Annotated in this window: 16 protein-coding genes; 4 read left to right on the forward strand and 12 right to left on the reverse strand. The window is 54.7% G+C overall.

The window, feature by feature from the left end; genetic code table 11:
• Positions 1 to 122: 122 nt before the first annotated feature.
• Together fadB and fadA are read left to right on the forward strand one after the other, a co-directional pair.
• Positions 123 to 2,312: a fatty acid oxidation complex subunit alpha FadB gene (gene fadB / locus ACLHV8_RS21125; RefSeq protein ID WP_208594813.1), complete on the forward strand. Its 2,190-nt coding sequence runs from the start codon at positions 123 to 125 to the stop codon at positions 2,310 to 2,312.
• 9 nt (positions 2,313 to 2,321) lie between these two features.
• Positions 2,322 to 3,485: an acetyl-CoA C-acyltransferase FadA gene (fadA, locus tag ACLHV8_RS21130; RefSeq protein WP_010436772.1), complete on the forward strand. Its 1,164-nt coding sequence runs from the start codon at positions 2,322 to 2,324 to the stop codon at positions 3,483 to 3,485.
• A 182-nt stretch (positions 3,486 to 3,667) separates the two neighbouring features.
• Here fadA and fre read toward each other — a convergent pair whose 3' ends face one another.
• Positions 3,668 to 4,369, reverse strand: a complete 702-nt coding sequence (gene fre / locus ACLHV8_RS21135) for an NAD(P)H-flavin reductase (RefSeq protein WP_008501516.1) — start codon at positions 4,367 to 4,369, stop codon at positions 3,668 to 3,670.
• Between the two features lie 43 nt (positions 4,370 to 4,412).
• Positions 4,413 to 5,906: a 4-hydroxy-3-polyprenylbenzoate decarboxylase gene (gene ubiD / locus ACLHV8_RS21140; RefSeq protein WP_028018167.1), complete on the reverse strand. Its 1,494-nt coding sequence runs from the start codon at positions 5,904 to 5,906 to the stop codon at positions 4,413 to 4,415.
• A 170-nt stretch (positions 5,907 to 6,076) separates the two neighbouring features.
• On the opposite strand from ubiD, the gene rfaH reads away from it, so the two are divergent.
• Positions 6,077 to 6,568, forward strand: coding sequence for a transcription/translation regulatory transformer protein RfaH (gene rfaH, locus ACLHV8_RS21145; protein ID WP_028018168.1), 492 nt, complete (start codon positions 6,077 to 6,079; stop codon positions 6,566 to 6,568).
• Here the strand turns inward: rfaH and tatD are convergent.
• The 9 genes from tatD to udp all read right to left on the reverse strand — a co-directional run bounded on the left by tatD (position 6,565) and on the right by udp (position 14,479).
• Positions 6,565 to 7,347 carry a 3'-5' ssDNA/RNA exonuclease TatD gene (tatD, locus tag ACLHV8_RS21150; RefSeq protein WP_134708719.1) on the reverse strand — a complete coding sequence of 261 codons (783 nt, stop codon included), beginning with the start codon at positions 7,345 to 7,347 and terminating at the stop codon, positions 6,565 to 6,567. The genes rfaH and tatD overlap by 4 nt on opposite strands.
• 41 nt (positions 7,348 to 7,388) lie before the next feature.
• Positions 7,389 to 8,159: a Sec-independent protein translocase subunit TatC gene (gene tatC / locus ACLHV8_RS21155; protein ID WP_028018170.1), complete on the reverse strand. Its 771-nt coding sequence runs from the start codon at positions 8,157 to 8,159 to the stop codon at positions 7,389 to 7,391.
• A gap of 2 nt (positions 8,160 to 8,161) precedes the next feature.
• Entirely contained in the window at positions 8,162 to 8,704 is a 543-nt protein-coding gene (gene tatB, locus ACLHV8_RS21160) for a Sec-independent protein translocase protein TatB (protein WP_028018171.1), read from the reverse strand.
• A gap of 3 nt (positions 8,705 to 8,707) precedes the next feature.
• Positions 8,708 to 8,962, reverse strand: a complete 255-nt coding sequence (gene tatA, locus ACLHV8_RS21165; RefSeq protein ID WP_028018172.1) for a Sec-independent protein translocase subunit TatA — start codon at positions 8,960 to 8,962, stop codon at positions 8,708 to 8,710.
• 76 nt (positions 8,963 to 9,038) lie between these two features.
• Positions 9,039 to 10,679, reverse strand: a complete 1,641-nt coding sequence (ubiB, locus tag ACLHV8_RS21170) for a ubiquinone biosynthesis regulatory protein kinase UbiB (protein WP_128348547.1) — start codon at positions 10,677 to 10,679, stop codon at positions 9,039 to 9,041.
• Positions 10,676 to 11,281 (reverse strand): ubiquinone biosynthesis protein UbiJ, encoded by a 606-nt coding sequence (ubiJ, locus tag ACLHV8_RS21175; RefSeq protein ID WP_208594815.1) that lies wholly within the window; start codon positions 11,279 to 11,281, stop codon positions 10,676 to 10,678. The genes ubiB and ubiJ overlap by 4 nt, the downstream gene beginning before the upstream one ends.
• Before the next feature lie 13 nt (positions 11,282 to 11,294).
• Positions 11,295 to 12,050, reverse strand: a complete 756-nt coding sequence (ubiE, locus tag ACLHV8_RS21180; protein ID WP_008501525.1) for a bifunctional demethylmenaquinone methyltransferase/2-methoxy-6-polyprenyl-1,4-benzoquinol methylase UbiE — start codon at positions 12,048 to 12,050, stop codon at positions 11,295 to 11,297.
• A gap of 66 nt (positions 12,051 to 12,116) precedes the next feature.
• Complete coding sequence (gene rmuC, locus ACLHV8_RS21185) at positions 12,117 to 13,574, reverse strand: DNA recombination protein RmuC (protein WP_208594816.1); 1,458 nt, start codon at positions 13,572 to 13,574, stop codon at positions 12,117 to 12,119.
• Between the two features lie 143 nt (positions 13,575 to 13,717).
• Positions 13,718 to 14,479, reverse strand: coding sequence for a uridine phosphorylase (gene udp, locus ACLHV8_RS21190; protein ID WP_003860792.1), 762 nt, complete (start codon positions 14,477 to 14,479; stop codon positions 13,718 to 13,720).
• A 255-nt stretch (positions 14,480 to 14,734) separates the two neighbouring features.
• Between udp and ACLHV8_RS21195 the strand changes: the two genes are divergently transcribed.
• Positions 14,735 to 15,541, forward strand: coding sequence for a dienelactone hydrolase family protein (locus ACLHV8_RS21195; RefSeq protein WP_208594817.1), 807 nt, complete (start codon positions 14,735 to 14,737; stop codon positions 15,539 to 15,541).
• A gap of 47 nt (positions 15,542 to 15,588) precedes the next feature.
• Here the strand turns inward: ACLHV8_RS21195 and metE are convergent, their stop codons facing one another.
• A complete protein-coding gene (gene metE, locus ACLHV8_RS21200) occupies positions 15,589 to 17,850 on the reverse strand; it encodes a 5-methyltetrahydropteroyltriglutamate--homocysteine S-methyltransferase (protein WP_208594818.1) in 2,262 nt (753 codons plus the stop codon).
• Positions 17,851 to 17,865: the final 15 nt, after the last annotated feature.

The following is a 17,865-nucleotide window of genomic DNA, read 5'->3' on the forward strand; positions in this document are numbered from 1 at the left end:
TTACACCGACCGTGATCAATGCAGCAATTTCTTAATGAGTGATTTGCATTTTATTAACATAAATTCCACACTCCGATTCATCTGGTATGACCAGATCCAATTGCTGGATTCAGGAGACTGACATGCTCTACAAAGGCGACACCCTGTACCTCAACTGGCTGGAAGATGGCATTGCCGAACTGGTGTTCGATGCCCCCGGCTCAGTGAATAAGCTTGATACCGCGACGGTGGCCAGTCTTGGCCAGGCGCTGGATGCACTTGAAAAACAACCTGAATTAAAAGGGCTGCTGCTGCGTTCGAACAAAGCGGCCTTTATTGTCGGTGCCGATATCACCGAATTCCTTTCTCTGTTCCTGGTCCCGGAGGAACAGCTGAGCCAGTGGCTGCACTTTGCTAACAGCGTCTTTAATCGTCTGGAAGACCTTCCTGTCCCGACCATTTCCGCCGTTAATGGCTACGCGCTGGGCGGTGGCTGCGAATGCGTATTAGCCACTGATTACCGTCTGGCGACGCCGGATCTGCGCATTGGCCTCCCGGAAACCAAGCTGGGTATCATGCCGGGCTTTGGTGGTTCCGTGCGTATGCCGCGCATGCTGGGTGCCGACAGTGCACTTGAGATCATTGCGGCAGGTAAAGATGTTGGCGCAGAACAGGCGCAGAAAATCGGTCTGGTCGACGGCGTTGTGAAACCTGAGAAGCTTGTTGAAGGCGCACTCGCCATTCTGCGTCAGGCGATTAACGGCGATCTCGACTGGAAAGCCAAACGCCAGCCGAAGCTGGAGCCGTTAAAGCTCAGCAAGATTGAAGCCGCTATGAGCTTCACCATTGCCAAAGGCATGGTGATGCAGACGGCGGGTAAGCACTACCCGGCCCCCATCACCGCGGTGAAAACCATTGAAGCGGCGGCCCGCTTTGGCCGCGACGAAGCCCTGAAACTGGAAAACCAGAGCTTTGTCCCGCTGGCGCACACCAATGAAGCCCGCGCGCTGGTTGGCATCTTCCTCAACGATCAGTTCGTGAAAGGTAAAGCGAAACAGCTGACCAAAAACGTTGAGACACCGAAACATGCAGCGGTACTCGGTGCCGGTATTATGGGTGGCGGCATCGCTTATCAGTCAGCCTGGAAAGGCGTACCGGTGGTGATGAAGGACATCAGCGAGAAATCCCTGACGCTGGGCATGACCGAAGCGGCCAAGCTGCTGAATAAACAGCTGGAACGCGGAAAAATTGACGGGCTGAAGCTCGCGGGCGTGATCTCCACCATTCAGCCTGTGCTGGAATATACCGGCTTCGACCGTGTTGACGTGGTAGTCGAAGCCGTCGTTGAGAACCCGAAAGTTAAAAAAGCAGTGCTCGCGGAAACCGAAGAAAAGGTTCGTCCGGATACCGTCCTGGCCTCTAACACCTCCACCATTCCGATTAGCGAACTGGCGAGCGTGCTGAAGCGTCCGGAAAACTTCTGCGGGATGCACTTCTTCAACCCGGTACACCGGATGCCGCTTGTCGAAGTGATCCGTGGGGAAAAAACCTCAGACGACACCATCGCCAAAGTGGTGGCATGGGCAAGCAAGATGGGCAAAACGCCAATCGTCGTTAACGACTGCCCGGGCTTCTTCGTTAACCGCGTCCTGTTCCCTTACTTCGCCGGTTTCAGCCAGTTGCTGCGCGACGGTGCCGACTTCCGCAAAATCGACAAAGTGATGGAAAAACAGTTCGGCTGGCCGATGGGCCCGGCGTATCTGCTGGATGTAGTCGGCATTGATACCGCGCATCACGCTCAGGCAGTCATGGCGGCAGGCTTCCCGCAGCGCATGCAGAAAGATTATCGCGATGCCATTGACGCGCTGTTCGACGCTAATCGCTTCGGTCAGAAAAACGGTCTGGGCTTCTGGCGCTATAAAGAAGACAGCAAAGGCAAACCGAAGAAAGAAGAAGACGCCGCAGTGGACAGCCTGCTGGCAGAAGTGAGTCAGCCAAAGCGTGACTTCACCGACGACGAGATCATCGCCCGAATGATGATACCGATGATCAACGAAGTGGTGCGTTGCCTGGAAGAAGGCATCATCGCCAGCCCGGCAGAAGCAGACATGGCGCTGGTGTACGGCCTGGGCTTCCCTCCGTTCCACGGCGGCGCGTTCCGCTGGCTGGACACGCTCGGCAGCGCCCGCTATCTCGATATGGCTCAGCAATATCAGCACCTCGGCCCGCTTTATGAGGTGCCGGAAGGGCTGCGTAACAAAGCGCGCCATAACGAACCCTACTATCCAGCAGTTGAGCCAGCCCGTCCGGTTGGCGAGCTGAAAACGGCTTAAGGAGTCACAATGGAAAAGGTTGTCATTGTTGATGCGATTCGCACCCCGATGGGCCGTTCAAAAGGCGGTGCATTCCGTAACGTGCGTGCGGAAGACCTCTCTGCGCACCTGATGCGTAGCCTGCTGGCGCGTAACCCGGCGCTGGACCCAACCGCGCTCGACGATATCTACTGGGGCTGCGTGCAGCAGACCCTGGAGCAGGGCTTCAACATCGCCCGCAACGCCTCGCTGCTGGCGGAGATCCCACATTCGGTTCCGGCCGTCACCGTCAACCGTCTTTGCGGTTCGTCAATGCAGGCGTTACATGATGCAGCACGTATGATCATGACCGGCGATGCTCAGGCCTGCCTGGTCGGCGGCGTGGAGCACATGGGTCACGTGCCGATGAGCCACGGGGTCGATTTCCACCCAGGTATGAGCCGCAACGTGGCAAAAGCGGCAGGGATGATGGGCCTGACCGCTGAGATGCTCTCTCGTCTGCATGGCATCAGCCGTGAAATGCAGGATGCTTTTGCCGCACGCTCTCACGCTCGCGCATGGGCGGCGACACAGTCCGGTGCGTTTAAGAATGAGATCATCCCAACCGGTGGTCATGATGCAGACGGCGTTCTGAAGCAGTTCAGCTACGACGAAGTGATCCGCCCGGAAACCACGGTCGAAGCCCTTTCCACGCTGCGTCCGGCATTTGATCCGGTCACAGGTACGGTAACGGCAGGTACTTCGTCCGCACTGTCCGACGGTGCCGCCGCGATGCTGGTGATGAGCGAAAGCCGCGCCCGCGAGCTGGGCTTAACCCCTCGCGCCCGGGTACGTTCGATGGCGGTCGTGGGCTGCGATCCTTCAATCATGGGCTACGGCCCGGTTCCGGCCTCAAAGCTGGCGCTGAAAAAAGCGGGATTAACCGCCAGCGACATTGACCTGTTCGAAATGAACGAAGCCTTCGCCGCGCAGATCCTGCCGTGCATTAAAGATCTGGGACTCATGGATCAGATCGACGAGAAGATTAACCTCAACGGCGGCGCGATCGCCCTCGGCCATCCGCTGGGCTGCTCCGGCGCGCGTATCAGCACCACGCTGATTAACCTGATGGAGCGCAAAGATGCCCAGTTTGGCCTGGCAACGATGTGTATCGGGCTGGGTCAGGGTATCGCGACGGTGTTTGAGAGAGTGTAAATCAGGAAAAGTATCTCAAAGCCAATGCCGTCAGAACAAGGCGGCAAGCGAGCGAATCCCGATGAGCTTACTCAAGTAAGTGATTCGGGTGAACGAGCGCAGCCAACGCAGTTATGGCGTCATTGGCGAAGAGAGACAGTTTAGTTGCCGTTCTTCCCGCCTGTCAGGGGCGGGTTTTTTATTTAGATGAAGGCAAAAGCATCGCCGAAGAGACGGTCTTCACGCGCATCACGTTCGTTACAGAACAAGTCACGGGCAATTTTCGCCATCTCAAAACGGCCAGCGATATAGATATCGTGCCCTGCCAGTGTGCCATGATCCTGTAGCACCGCCGTCAGTACCGTACCGCTGCGTCCACGCCAGCCTTCTTCCGGCTGCTCAACCACCGGCTCTATGCGCAGGTTAGGATGGGTTACGCTCAGCGCTTCCAGTTCAGACAGGTCATAGAGATGTTTCTCTTCACGGCCACCCCAGTAAATGGTGATGTCACGGTCCGGGTTACGCGCCAGTGCGGTCAGCAGAATAGAGCGCACATAAGAGAAGCCCGTACCGCCCGCGATCAGGATCAGCGGACGGTCTTCGTCATCGCGCAGCCATGCATCACCATGAGGAATGTCGACCACAATCTCACGCTCTTTAAGAATGCGGTCCATGACGGCCATCGCATACAGGTTAAGCTCTGACGCACCAATATGAAGCTCAATAAATTCCTGCTCCGCTGGCGTTGAGGCCATAGAGAAAGGACGCTTATCACGCTCATCCATCACGACCATCAGGTACTGACCCGCGCGGAAAGAGAATGGCGCTTCTGGCACTAAACGGACGCGATATACGGTGTCGGTGATGGCATCTACCGAGGTCACTTTACAGCTTAAGGTTGTCATTCGCTCTCTCTGTCGGGAAGTCTATAGGGCTTAACGGTCAAGCTCAGGGTTTACCGTTATTCATTATGGCCAGCTCGTCCCAGATCGCGTCAATTCGCGCGGTCACTGCAGGATCTTTTTTGATCGGGCGACCCCATTCACGATCGGTTTCGCCAGGCCATTTATTGGTGGCATCCAGTCCCATTTTTGAGCCAAGACCGGAAACCGGCGAGGCAAAATCCAGGTAATCTATCGGCGTGTTTTCGACTAACACCGTATCGCGCGCCGGGTCCATTCGCGTGGTAATGGCCCAGATTACGTCATTCCAGTCGCGGGCGTTAACATCATCATCGCAGACAATAACAAACTTGGTATACATAAACTGGCGCAGGAAAGACCATACGCCCATCATCACGCGTTTCGCGTGACCAGGATACTGTTTCTTCATCGTGACCACCGCCATGCGATATGAGCATCCTTCAGGCGGCAGATAAAAATCAACAATTTCCGGGAACTGCTTTTGCAGGATCGGCACAAACACTTCATTCAGCGCCACTCCCAGTACCGCCGGTTCGTCCGGTGGACGTCCGGTATAGGTGGAGTGATAGATCGCATCTTCACGCTGTGTAATGTGCGTAACGGTAAACACCGGGAAGTTATCCACTTCGTTGTAATAGCCGGTATGGTCGCCGTAAGGGCCTTCTGGCGCCATTTCACCCTGCTCAATGTAACCTTCCAGCACAATTTCCGCACTGGCCGGAACTTCGAGATCGTTAGAAATACACTTCACGACTTCGGTTTTGGTTCCGCGCAGCAGGCCTGCAAACGCGTATTCAGAGAGTGTATCCGGCACGGGGGTCACCGCACCCAGAATGGTGGCCGGATCGGCACCTAACGCGACAGAGACAGGGAAACGTTCACCCGGATGCTCAGCACACCACTCCTGGAAATCCAGCGCGCCGCCGCGATGCGACAGCCAGCGCATGATGAGTTTATTCTTGCCAATTAATTGCTGACGGTAAATACCGAGATTTTGCCGCTCTTTGTGAGGGCCGCGCGTAACCGTCAACCCCCAGGTGATCAGCGGAGCAGCATCCTCAGGCCAGCACTGCATAATAGGGATTTTGGTCAGATCAACCGCATCGCCTTCCAGCACTTTCTGCTGGCACGGCGCGCCGCGCAGGCGTTTAGTTGGCATGTTCAATACTTGCTTAAACTGTGGCAATTTGTCGAACAGATCGCGGAAGCCTTTCGGCGGCTCTGGCTCTTTCAGAAACGCCAGCAGTTTACCCACTTCACGCAGCGCCGTAACGTCTTCCTGCCCCATCCCCAATGCAACACGACGTGGAGTACCAAACAGGTTGCACAACACCGGCATGGCGTACCCTTTCGGATTTTCAAACAGTAATGCGGGGCCACCGGCACGCAGGGTGCGGTCAGCAATTTCTGTCATCTCCAGATAAGGATCAACAGGAAGTGTAATGCGTTTGAGTTCGCCCTGCTTTTCCAGCAGCGTCAGGAAGTCGCGGAGATCGTGGTATTTCATGCAGTTAGTCATGGCCTCTCTGTAAGCGCTTCATTATACGGCGTAAGCCTGCTTGATGCTGTAATTTTGTTAAATTAGCGTGAACTTATGCGTTCTGTTCCATTTTCCCCCATTATAATCAACTTAGCGATCCCGCCAGGGTTTTGATATGCTTGCGCCCCGAACTAAGGGAAAGAGTGATTATGCAGGCCTGGTATTTACTTTATTGCAAACGCGGGCAGCTTCAGCGCGCGCAGGAACATCTTGAACGTCAGTCTGTAAATTGCCTGACACCCGTGATCACGCTTGAAAAAATGCAGCGCGGGAAGCGCACAACCGTCAGTGAGCCGTTGTTCCCGAACTACCTCTTCGTGGAGTTCGACCCGGAAGTCATCCACACCACCACCATCAGCGCCACACGCGGTGTCAGCCACTTTGTGCGCTTTGGTACCAGCCCGGCAATGGTTCCGTCAACGGTGATCCATCAACTATCGGTTTATCAACAACCCGAAGGTATCACCGACCCGGAAACACCTTACTCAGGGGACTGCGTCGTCATCACGGAAGGTGCTTTCGAAGGGTTGCAGGCGATTTTCGCTGAACCGGACGGCGAAGCACGCTCCATGCTGTTGCTCAACCTGCTGAACAAACAGGTTCTGCAAAGCGTTAAAAACACCGACTTCCGCAAAGTTTAAAAATCGATCCCAAACAGGTGACGCACGTTGTCATCCGTCTGCGCGGAAAGCCAGTGGGGATCTTCTCCGCGCCGTTTCGCCACGTTCTCAACGATGTGCCCAAGATGTGCAGGTTCATTTCGCCGCGACGTCGGTTTGGGTTTCATGTCTCTCGGCAGCAGATAAGGCGCATCCGTTTCCAGGAGCAAACGATCAGCCGGGATTACCGGCAACAGCTCGCGAAGCTCAAGCCCGCGGCGCTCATCACAAACCCAGCCAGTGATCCCCAGAAAGAGCCCACGTTCCAGGCAATCCAAAGCCTCCTGTCGCGAACCGGTAAAGCAGTGCAGCACCGCACCGGGTATTTTATCCAGCCACGGGTTCAGAAGGGCAAGAAAACGCTCATGCGCGTCGCGGCAGTGCAAAAACACCGGCATTCCAAGCTCAGCTGCCAGCGCAAGTTGTGCCGTGAACGCTTTTTCCTGCTCTTCAGGCGTGGAAAAGTTACGGTTGAAATCGAGACCGCATTCGCCGATCGCCACCACTTCTGGCATCTTCGCCAGCCTGTACAGGGTATCGCCACTTTCCGCAGTCCACTGGCTGCTGTCATGAGGATGTACACCAGCGGTCGACCAGCAGCGCTCGTAGCGTTGCGCCAACAGCTGCGCCTGCTCGCTTTCATGCAGGTTGGTTCCTGTCAGCAACAGTCCTTTCACTCCGGCAGCAAACGCACGTGCAACGACCTCATCACGATCTTTCGCAAACTGCGAGCTGGTCAGGTTGAGTCCAATATCAAACATGCGAATCTCCATATAACAACCGCCCTGACGGGCGGTTGATTTTACTCTTCAGTGGTCTTGTCTGACGTATCGTCTTCGTCATCTGTTCGACGTCCTTTACCCACGTAGAAACGCGAGAAGAAGACACCGACCTCGAACAGGCAATACATCGGTATGGCCAGCAGCGTCTGGGAGAACACATCCGGCGGTGTCAGCAGCATGCCAACCACAAATGCACCGACCAGGATATACGGACGCTTCTTACGCAGATCATCAGGGGTAGTCACCCCTACCCAGCAAAGCAACACAATGGCCACCGGCACTTCGAATGCCACGCCAAAGGCCATAAACAGTGCCATCACAAAGCTGAGGTAGCTAGCGATATCCGTCGACACCTGGACACCTTCCGGCGCGGTATGCGTCAGGAAGCCAAAGGCCAGCGGGAAGACAACGAAATAGGCAAACGCCATGCCGATATAGAACAGCAGCGAGCTGGATACCAGCAGCGGGATCACCAGCTTGCGTTCGTGTTTGTACAGTGCCGGCGCCACAAATGCCCACACCTGGTAAAGAATGATCGGCGCAGACGCAATCAACGATACCCAGAAAGTAAGCTTAATAGGGGTGAAAAACGGTGATGCAACATCTGTTGCAATCATCGTTGCCCCCAGCGGCATCTGCTTGATCAGCGGCGCAGAGACCACTTGATAGATGTCATTGGCGAAGTAGACCAGACACAGGAATATGAGTAAAACTGCAATAATGCAGTTTAACAGTCGCTTACGCAGCTCTATAAGGTGCGTAATAAGCGGTTGAGTATCATCTACTGCCATGTTTACGCTTTATCACTCGACGATGGGGATGATTCGGAAACAGGCGCGACGGGCTTAACTTCAGCCGCTTTTACCGCTGGCTCTTCCGGCTGCGCCTGTTTTTTCGGTTCAGGTTCCTGCGGCGTTTGTTCAGGCGCTACAGCCTGATGTTCAGCGCTAGCAGGCGTTACGCCCTCGCGCTGCTCCTCGCTGCCCTTCACCACCGGGTTATGGATGGTGTTCGCTTCATCACTCGCTTTTTCAGGATCGTTAATGCTATAGGAGCGCTTCATTGATTCCGCCGCTTCGCGCAGCTCATCCATTGAGGCTTTCAGTTCCGGCGTCAGGTTATCCATGCTCGCCTTCTCTACCTTTTTCAGGCTTTCCTGAAACTCCTGCAACTTAAGTTCCTGTGCCAGCTCATTCTGAACGGTCGATGCAAGCGATCTCAGCGCACGAACCCAGCCCGCAACAGTTTTCACCGCCACCGGCAGACGCTGCGGCCCCAAAACGATCAGGCCAATCACAAAGACCAGCAGCAGCTCACTAAAACCAATGTCGAACACGACTTACACCTGCTCTTTATCGTGGCGTTTAGCGTCTTCCTTTTTGGTTTCGTCTTGCTTGTCGGAGATGGATTTAGCAGTAAAGTCAGCGTCCTGGCTGGTTTTATCCTGCTTGCTCTCATCATCGCTCATCGCTTTCTTGAAGCCTTTGATAGACGCGCCCAGATCGGAACCGATAGAACCGAGCTTTTTGGTGCCGAACAGCAGCACGACGATGACGGCAATGATCAACAATTGCCAGATACTGATACCACCCATACAAGTTCCTCAGGGATAGATGATTAATTAGTCAGGTCGTATTATACGTATGCAACCTGTCGATAGCGACGCAAAATCAGCGCGTCTTTCTCCAGCCAACGAGCCAGACAACCACGCCACCAGCCATCAACCAGGCGGGCATCATCTGCCAGTCCGGACGGTTGATCAGAAGCAGCGTACCACTTAGCAGCAGCGTTGCTCCAATCCCAAAAAGATAGCGTGACTGACCCTGACGAGCACGGCTGGACTGAAGTTCGCGGGCGATTTTATCCATGCTGTGCTGAAGGTTCTTGCTCTGACGCAAACTGTCGTAAACCAGTTCAGGAATTTCAGGCATTTTTTCGATCCAGAACGGGCCTTTCTCTTTCAGTGAACGCACCAGTGCCGGAATGCCAACCTGATCTTTAATCCAGGATTCAAGGAAAGGTTTCGCAGTCTTCCACAAGTCTAACTGAGGATAGAGCTGTCGGCCTACACCCTCAACGTAAAGTAATGTTTTCTGAAGTAAAACTAGCTGTGGCTGAACTTCCATATTAAAACGGCGAGCCGTGTTGAACAGGTTTAACAGCACATGCCCGAAGGAAATTTCCGCCAGCGGTTTTTCAAAAATCGGTTCGCAGACGGTTCGAATGGCAAACTCAAACTCTTCGACGTTGGTATCCGGCGGGACCCATCCGGAATCGACGTGCAGCTCGGCCACCTTACGGTAGTCGCGGTTGAAGAAAGCGATGAAATTCTCAGCAAGATAGCGTTTATCTTCTTTGTTCAACGACCCCACAATCCCACAGTCGATACCGATATACTTCGGATTCTCAGGATGTTCGTAGCTCACGAAGATATTGCCCGGGTGCATGTCCGCATGGAAGAAGCTATCGCGGAACACCTGGGTAAAGAAGACCTGTACGCCACGTTCGGCCAGCAACTTCATGTTCGTTCCCTGTTTCTCCAGGGCCGTCACATCCGAGACGGGAATACCGTAAATACGCTCCATCACCATCATATTCTGGCTACAGTAGTCAGAATAGACTTCGGGTACGTAGAGCATCGGGCTGTTTTCAAAGTTGCGACGCAGCTGAATGGCGTTTGCCGATTCACGCAGCAGATTAAGCTCATCAATCAGAGTTTTTTCATATTCCCGCACCACTTCCATCGGGCGCAGACGACGTCCATCAGGCAGCAAACGGGGCACCCAACGGGCCAACCGGTAAATCAGCTTCATGTCCGCTTTGATGATCGGCAGGATGTCCGGGCGAATAACCTTAATGACAACTTCTTTACCGTTTTCTTTCAGACGTGCTGTGTGGACTTGTGCGATAGAGGCCGACGCCAGAGGCTGGATGTCGAAATCGTCAAACCAGGTTTCGACGGGAATGTTGCCCATCGCCTCTTCGATCTGCTTTTTCGCGCGTGCGCCGTCAAACGGTGCAACGCGATCCTGCAGCATCGCCAGCTCATCCGCAATCAGAGGCGGGAAGAGATCGCGGCGAGTCGAAAGCATCTGACCGAATTTAATCCAGACCGGACCGAGCTCCTGCAGCGCCAGACGCAGACGTTCACCCAGCGGCTGTCCCTTATGTCGATTAGGCATCCAGAACAGCATCCGCCGCCAGATACGAAGCGGCAGCGTGATACGCATTTTGGGGATAAGCTCGTCGAGCCCGTAGCTCAAAAAGATGCGAATAATGAAATAGAGGCGCCGAATTTCACCAGGCGTCATTTGCCCTCCAGTTTTTCCAGCCGTTTGGTTAACGCATCAACCGCACGTTCAACAGCAGCGGTCTCTTCCGCAAACCACGCCACTTCCAGTGGTCCAGGGGCCATACGCCACTCTTCCGTCAGCACTTCCGCCGCATAGCGTTGTTGCCGTTGCAGGTTTTTACGCAAAAATGCCGCCCCACCATGAATAGCTTTACCGATCCCTTCGGCGGCAATGTCACCAACAAAAGGTGAAAGCAGCTCTGCGGGGTCGAACTCGGCAAGGTCACTGAGCGCAACGAAATTCTGTACAACCTGAATGTCGCCTTCCACTTCCAGCTCACCGCTGCGGATCAGTGCAGTTAATTGCTGGCGGTCGTGTAATTTTGGCAACACGCTCATGTGCGTGATAACAGAGCAGTCGGCTTCACCCTCCCACTCACCCAGAACGTCAAGCTGGCGTTCGCTGAAAACCAGCACCAGCGGCGTCGAGAACTCTTTTAAAACAATGCGTAATACCTTCCCGTTAAGCCGCTGACGTGCAGCTTTCAGCGCCGGGGCGCGATACAGAAAGGCATTCAGTACATTCTCGATGCCAGCAGTGACCAGGGGTTTAAAGGGCACAAGACACCTCCACTCAGAATTTGTAACCGCGATGCAGCGCGACGACACCCGCCGTCAGGTTGAAATATTCAACATTCTCAAATTCCGCATCCTGCATCATGGCTTTTAATGTGTCCTGATCCGGGTGCATACGAATAGATTCAGCCAGATAACGGTAGCTTTCCGCGTCGTTTGCCACCAGCTCACCAATGCGAGGGAGTACGTGGAATGAATAAGCGTCGTAAGCTTTGCTCAGTGGTTCAATAATCGGTTTAGAGAACTCAAGCACCAGCAGACGTCCACCCGGCTTCAGCACGCGGTACATAGAACGCAGCGCTTTCTCTTTATCAGTGACGTTACGCAGACCGAAGGAGATGGTAATGCAGTCAAAAGTGTTGTCCGGGAATGGCAGCGCTTCGGCGTTCGCCTGCACATATTCCACATTCCCCACCACGCCGATGTTACGCAGCTTTTCGCGTCCCATTTTCAGCATTGAATCATTAATATCTGCCAGAACGACACGGCCAGTTTCGCCTACCAGGCGAGAGAATTTCGCGGTTAAATCGCCCGTGCCGCCAGCTAAATCAAGCACCGTTTGTCCACGACGCACACCGCTGCAGTCGATGGTGAAGCGCTTCCACAAGCGATGAATACCGAATGACATCAAGTCATTCATCACATCGTACTTCGCCGCCACAGAGTGAAATACGTGGGCCACCATGTCAGCTTTCTGCGCTTTGGCAACAGTCTGAAAACCAAAGTGCGTCGTGTCTTGTGAATCGTCAACCATCTCAGAGCCTGCTTATCAGTAAAATGTTTGTGAAGTGTACCAGATTGGACGCGTTTGCCCTACGATTCAACCACCGCGAAACAAACGCGTCGGCTGCTCATCTGGCGATAATTCCGCTGCTAGATCGTTGTCTTCACTGTTTGTCTTTTGTTCAGCACTGCCTTCACGCAGGCGGAACTCCTCGTCCTGCGACGTGGCCTGTTCAACCAGTTCCGGATTAATCTCGCGTTTTACTTCGACGCCCAGACTACGGAATGCCTCAGCTTGTGCCAGTAAGTTGCCACGTCCGGAGGAGAGTTTTTTCATTGCCTGACGGTAGTTATCCTGCGCGCGGTCAAGGCTTTGCCCGACCGAGGACATATCGTCCACGAACAGACGCATTTTGTCGTACAGCTTGCTGGCTCGATCGGCAATCTGTTGCGCATTGCGGCTCTGGTGTTCATAGCGCCACAGGTTCGCAATGGTTCGCAAGGCCACCAGCAACGTGGTCGGGCTGACCAGCATAATGTTATTTTTCAGCGCTTCGGTGATCAGTTCAGGCTGCCTGTCGAGTGCCAGCAGGAAGGCCGGTTCAACCGGAATGAACATCAGCACGTAATCCAGTGAGCGCAGGCCCGGCAGTTGCTGGTAGTCTTTTCTGCCGAGCAGACGGATATGGTCACGCACGGAAGCAATATGCTCCTGCAATGCCGACTCTCGGGTGTAATCATCTTCCGCATTAAAGTAGCGCTCATATGCCACCAGCGTCATTTTGGCGTCGATGACAACGTCTTTGCCCTGAGGCAGACGCACTATGACATCGGGCTGCATGCGCGAGCGAGCATCATTTTCGATGCTGACCTGAGTCTCATACTCATAACCTTCACGCAGGCCTGAGGCCTCGAGCACGCGGGTCAGGACCACTTCCCCCCAGTTTCCCTGGGTTTTGTTATCCCCTTTCAGCGCGCGAGTCAGGTTGACCGCCTCCTGCGCCATCTGTGCATTCAGTTGCTGAAGATTGCGAATCTCATGCGCCAGCGTGTGCCGCTCGCGAGCCTCCTGACCAAAACTGTCTTGCACCTGACGACGAAAACCGTCCAGCTGTTCACGCAGAGGCGTCAGAAGGCTGTTCAGGCTCTGGCGATTCTGTTCATCAACGCGGCGGTTGCTGTGTTCGAAAATGCGGTTGGCGAGGTTTTCAAACTGTTCGCTGAGGCGTTGCTCGCTGTTGATCATCTGGCGGATTTTGTCTTCCGCATGCAGTTGGGTGGATTCAAGACGGGTGGTCACTTCGCGGAGATCAGCTTCCAGCGAGGTGTTGATATCCCGCAGGTTGCGTAGTTCGTTGTTGAGCAACTCGCACTCATCGCGCCAGTGCCCGCTCAGAGCAAGCTGTTGTTTTGCCGCGCTTAAATCGGCGACCATCTCTTCTCGCTCGGCCAGCTGATCGGCCTTCTGCTGTGCATGCTGGTAGCTGGAAATGAGCCAGCCAATCCCTAAGCCCACCAGCGCAATCACCGCGTAAATCAGGATCGAGATATCCACAATGCCCCCTGCATCAACGTATTACCCGCACAAAATAGAATTGTGCTGTATAAACGTCCAGTTTGAAAGGGTTTTCCTGCGAGGTGCTACGCAAAAAATAAAGGCCGAACGTGTCGGCCTTTTATTGCATGCAGAAGAGAGGACTAGATCAGGCGACGCGCCGCTTCCACCACGATTTTCACGGCATGACTTTCGGTCTGCTTCATGGTTTCGGCGTTCGGGATCTCCTGCTGGGTACGGTTGACGATAACGCCCGCCACCATACCGGCACGCAGACCCTGGCTTGCGCACATGGTCAGCAGCGTCGCAGACTCCATTTCGTAGTTCATTACGCCCATGGACTGCCACTCTTCCATAGAACCTTTGAAACGGCTCACCACGCGACCAGAGAAGGTGTCATAGCGCTCCTGGCCTGGGTAGAAGGTATCGGAAGAGGCAGTTACACCCACGTGCGTGGTCGCGCCCACAGATTTCGCCGCTTCAACCAGCGCAGTGGTACATTCGAAGTCTGCCACTGCCGGGAATTCCATTGGCGCGAAGTGCAGGCTTGCCCCGTCCAGACGCACAGATGCGGTGGTGACCAGCACGTCACCGACATTGATATGCGGCTGAATAGCGCCGGTGGTACCGATACGCAGGAAAGTACGAATGCCCAGTTGCGCCAGCTCTTCAACAGCAATGGAGGTCGACGGGCCACCGATACCGGTAGAACACACGATCACGGCTTTGCCATCCAGCTCTGCACGCCAGGTGGTGAATTCACGATGGGCTGCCAGCTTAACCGGCTTATCCATCAGCGCGGCGATCTTTTCCACACGCTCAGGATCACCCGGGACGATAGCGAGCGTAGCCCCTTGTAAATCGTTTTTGGTGAGGCCGAGATGAAAAACATCAGACTTAGACATAGGTGACTCCTCTGTGGGTCGGTTAGTCAGAAGAAGTAAAATGGTACTTTACAGAAGCAATACGCATAATTTCGTGATGCACTTCACCATGAGTGAAAATGATTGCAGTAAATTTCCATGAAAAAGTGATTTACATCACATTAACAAGTTATATCGTGGTGTGCTGCACAAAAGATAGACCGTTTAAGGCACTGTGGGTTGTTAACCTGGTGTCTATATTTACCTTTGCGCTAACTCATTGGTACGGAGAATGCCATGACTGAAAAAATCGGTTTTGCACCTGCTGCAGCCCCGCATGCTTCAACCATCGTTTCAACGCCCAAAGAGGCCATAACGGCGGGTGAGACCTCCATCCCCTCGCAGGGGGATAATATGCCGGCTTACCACGCGCGGCCAAAATCGGCAGAGGGTCCGCTGCCCATCGTCATTGTGGTTCAGGAAATTTTTGGTGTTCACGAACATATCCGCGACCTCTGCCGCCGGCTGGCGCTGGAAGGGTATCTGGCCGTTGCGCCAGAGCTCTACTTCCGTCAGGGCGATCCGAACGACTACAGCGATATTCCAACATTACTCAGCAACCTGGTCAGCAAAGTCCCGGATGCGCAGGTCATGGCCGATCTCGACCACGTTGCCAGTTGGGCAGCACGTAACGGTGGTGATGCACATCGTCTGATGGTGACGGGTTTCTGCTGGGGAGGGCGTATCAGCTGGCTGTATGCCGCCCATAACCCGCAGCTCAAAGCCGCTGTCGCCTGGTACGGCAAACTGGTGGGTGAAAAAACGCTGAATTCACCGAAACATCCGGTTGATATCGCCACCGAGTTGAATGCCCCCGTGTTAGGGCTTTACGGCGGTCAGGACACCGGTATTTCACTGGATTCGGTAGAAACCATGCGCCATGCGCTCCGCGCGGCAAATGCGAAGGCGGAGATCGTGGTATACCCGGATGCCGGGCATGCATTTAATGCCGACTATCGTCCGAGTTATCACGAGGAATCTGCAAAAGACGGATGGCAGCGAATGCTGGCGTGGTTCAGCCAGTACGGCGGTAAAAAAGGGTAAAAGCAAAAAGCCCGGCGGCGATGACGCCTTACCGGGCCTACAACTTATTACGCCTGACGCAAATTCTGCGCCGCCTGCACCATGTTCGCCAGTGCAGCGCGGGTTTCCGGCCAGCCGCGGGTTTTCAGTCCGCAGTCCGGGTTCACCCACAGACGCTCTGCCGGAATGCGCTGGGCCGCTTTTTTCAGTAGAGCTTCGATCCACTCCACACTCGGCACGTTCGGAGAGTGAATGTCGTACACCCCCGGTCCTATTTCGTTCGGGTAGTCGAACTCTTCAAATGACTCCAGCAGTTCCATGTCTGAACGCGATGTCTCGATGGTGATCACATCGGCATCCAGCGCGGCTATCGAATCCATGATGTCGTTAAATTCGCAGTAACACATGTGGGTGTGGATCTGGGTGTCGTCCTTCGCGACCGCGGCGTTGATGCGGAAAGCCTCCACGCCCCATTTCAGGTAGGCATCCCAGTCGCTACGACGCAGCGGCAGACCTTCGCGCAGCGCCGGTTCGTCGATCTGAATAATGCCAATGCCTGCGGCTTCCAGATCCGCCACTTCATCACGCAGTGCCAGCGCGATCTGTTTGGCGATGGTTTCGCGGCTCACGTCTTCACGCGGGAAGGACCAGCAGAGAATCGTTACCGGACCCGTGAGCATTCCTTTCACCGGTTTATCTGTCAGAGACTGGGCATACTTCGCCCATTCAACGGTAATCGCTTCTGGACGGCTGATATCACCAATCACCACCGGCGGCTTCACGCAGCGGGAACCGTAACTCTGCACCCAGCCATTTTGGGTAAACACGAAACCGTCCAGGTGTTCACCAAAGTATTCCACCATGTCGTTACGCTCGGCTTCACCGTGCACCAGAACATCCAGACCTAAACGTTCCTGCTCGATAATCGCCTGTTTAATGTGTTCAGCGATACCGGTGCGGTAATGATTCGCATCCAGATTGCCCTTTTTGAAGTCCAGACGCAGGCCGCGGATCTCGGTAGTCTGCGGGAAAGAACCGATCGTCGTGGTTGGCCACGCAGGCAGATTAAAGCGGGCGCGCTGTGCTTCAGCGCGCACTTCATAGGCGCTCTGGCGCTGACTGTCCTGAGCCGTGATGGCTGCCAGACGTTTTTCGACTGCCGGGTTGTTTACGCGAGCCGAGTCGCGGCGGGCCTGGATCGGTGCGCTCCATTCGGTAATCGCTGCCGTGTCACCCGTGTTCAATGCATCACGCAGCAGCGTCAGCTCCTCACATTTCTGCAAGGCAAAGGCAAACCAGCTCTTCACTTCTGCGTCCAGACGGGTTTCAGCACTGAGATCGATTGGGCTATGCAACAGTGAACAAGACGATGCCACCCACAACTCACGTTTGCCGACGATGTCCTTAACCTGAGCGTATTTCTCAGTGAGATCGGCACGCCAGACGTTACGGCCATTCACCACACCGGCCGAGAGCAGCCAGTCCGCAGGCAGGCGTTTGTGCAGCTCCGCGACATCATCTTTACCGTGTACAAAGTCAACGTGCAGACCCTGCACTGGCAGCGCGGTGATGGTCTTCAGGTTTGGCGTCACGCCTTCGAAATAGGTAGTCAGCAGCAACTTCACCTGTCCGGCAAGTGCGTCATACGCCGGTTTGAAGGCATCTAGCCATTCCTGCGGCAACTCGAGCACCAGAGCAGGTTCGTCGATTTGCACCCACTGGATACCGCGTTTGCCCAGCTCAATCAGCACCTGTTTGTAGACCGGAAGAATGTCGTTCAGCAGGCTGAGGCGATCAAACTGCTCACCCTTCACTTTGCCAAGCCACAGGTAAGTAACCGGCCCCAGCAGCACAGGCTTCACCTGGTGGCCCAGCGCCAGCGCTTCGTCCACCTCATCCAGTAATTGCGTCCAGGTCAGTTTGAACTGCTGACCTTTAACGAACTCCGGCACCATGTAGTGATAGTTGGTATTAAACCACTTGGTCATTTCAGCCGCTGCCGCTGGCTCACCTGTTGGCGCGCGACCACGGCCGATGCGGAACAGGGTGTCGATATCTACCGATCCATCTTTGTTCTGATGACGAGCCGGCACATTGCCAAGCAGCAGGCTTGTCGTCAGAACATGGTCGTACCAGGCAAAATCGCCCACCGGCAGCAGGTCAATGCCCGCCTGTTTTTGCTGATCCCAGTGACGCGCACGCAGTTCGCGTCCAACGGCCAGCAGTTCTTCACGGGTGGTACTACCCGCCCAGTAGCTTTCTTGCGCTTTTTTCAGCTCGCGACGCAGGCCAACGCGAGGGAAACCGAGAGTGTGATTGCGGATTGTCATGTCATGCCCCTTGTC

The sequence above is a fragment of the Enterobacter sp. CPE_E863 genome, assembly GCF_046521465.1.
GTDB classification, from domain to species: Bacteria; Pseudomonadota; Gammaproteobacteria; order Enterobacterales; family Enterobacteriaceae; genus Enterobacter; species Enterobacter adelaidei.

Excerpts from the sequence above, each read along its gene's own strand:
- fadB (WP_208594813.1), top strand. The coding sequence starts at position 123 with ATGCTCTACAAAGGCGACACCCTGTACCTCAACTGGCTGGAAGATGGC.
- fadA (WP_010436772.1), top strand. The coding sequence starts at position 2,322 with ATGGAAAAGGTTGTCATTGTTGATGCGATTCGCACCCCGATGGGCCGT.
- fre (WP_008501516.1), bottom strand. The coding sequence starts at position 4,369 with ATGACAACCTTAAGCTGTAAAGTGACCTCGGTAGATGCCATCACCGAC.
- ubiD (WP_028018167.1), bottom strand. The coding sequence starts at position 5,906 with ATGACTAACTGCATGAAATACCACGATCTCCGCGACTTCCTGACGCTG.
- rfaH (WP_028018168.1), top strand. The coding sequence starts at position 6,077 with ATGCAGGCCTGGTATTTACTTTATTGCAAACGCGGGCAGCTTCAGCGC.
- tatD (WP_134708719.1), bottom strand. The coding sequence starts at position 7,347 with ATGTTTGATATTGGACTCAACCTGACCAGCTCGCAGTTTGCGAAAGAT.
- tatC (WP_028018170.1), bottom strand. The coding sequence starts at position 8,159 with ATGGCAGTAGATGATACTCAACCGCTTATTACGCACCTTATAGAGCTG.
- tatA (WP_028018172.1), bottom strand. The coding sequence starts at position 8,962 with ATGGGTGGTATCAGTATCTGGCAATTGTTGATCATTGCCGTCATCGTC.
- ubiB (WP_128348547.1), bottom strand. The coding sequence starts at position 10,679 with ATGACGCCTGGTGAAATTCGGCGCCTCTATTTCATTATTCGCATCTTT.
- ubiE (WP_008501525.1), bottom strand. The coding sequence starts at position 12,050 with ATGGTTGACGATTCACAAGACACGACGCACTTTGGTTTTCAGACTGTT.
- udp (WP_003860792.1), bottom strand. The coding sequence starts at position 14,479 with ATGTCTAAGTCTGATGTTTTTCATCTCGGCCTCACCAAAAACGATTTA.
- ACLHV8_RS21195 (WP_208594817.1), top strand. The coding sequence starts at position 14,735 with ATGACTGAAAAAATCGGTTTTGCACCTGCTGCAGCCCCGCATGCTTCA.
- metE (WP_208594818.1), bottom strand. The coding sequence starts at position 17,850 with ATGACAATCCGCAATCACACTCTCGGTTTCCCTCGCGTTGGCCTGCGT.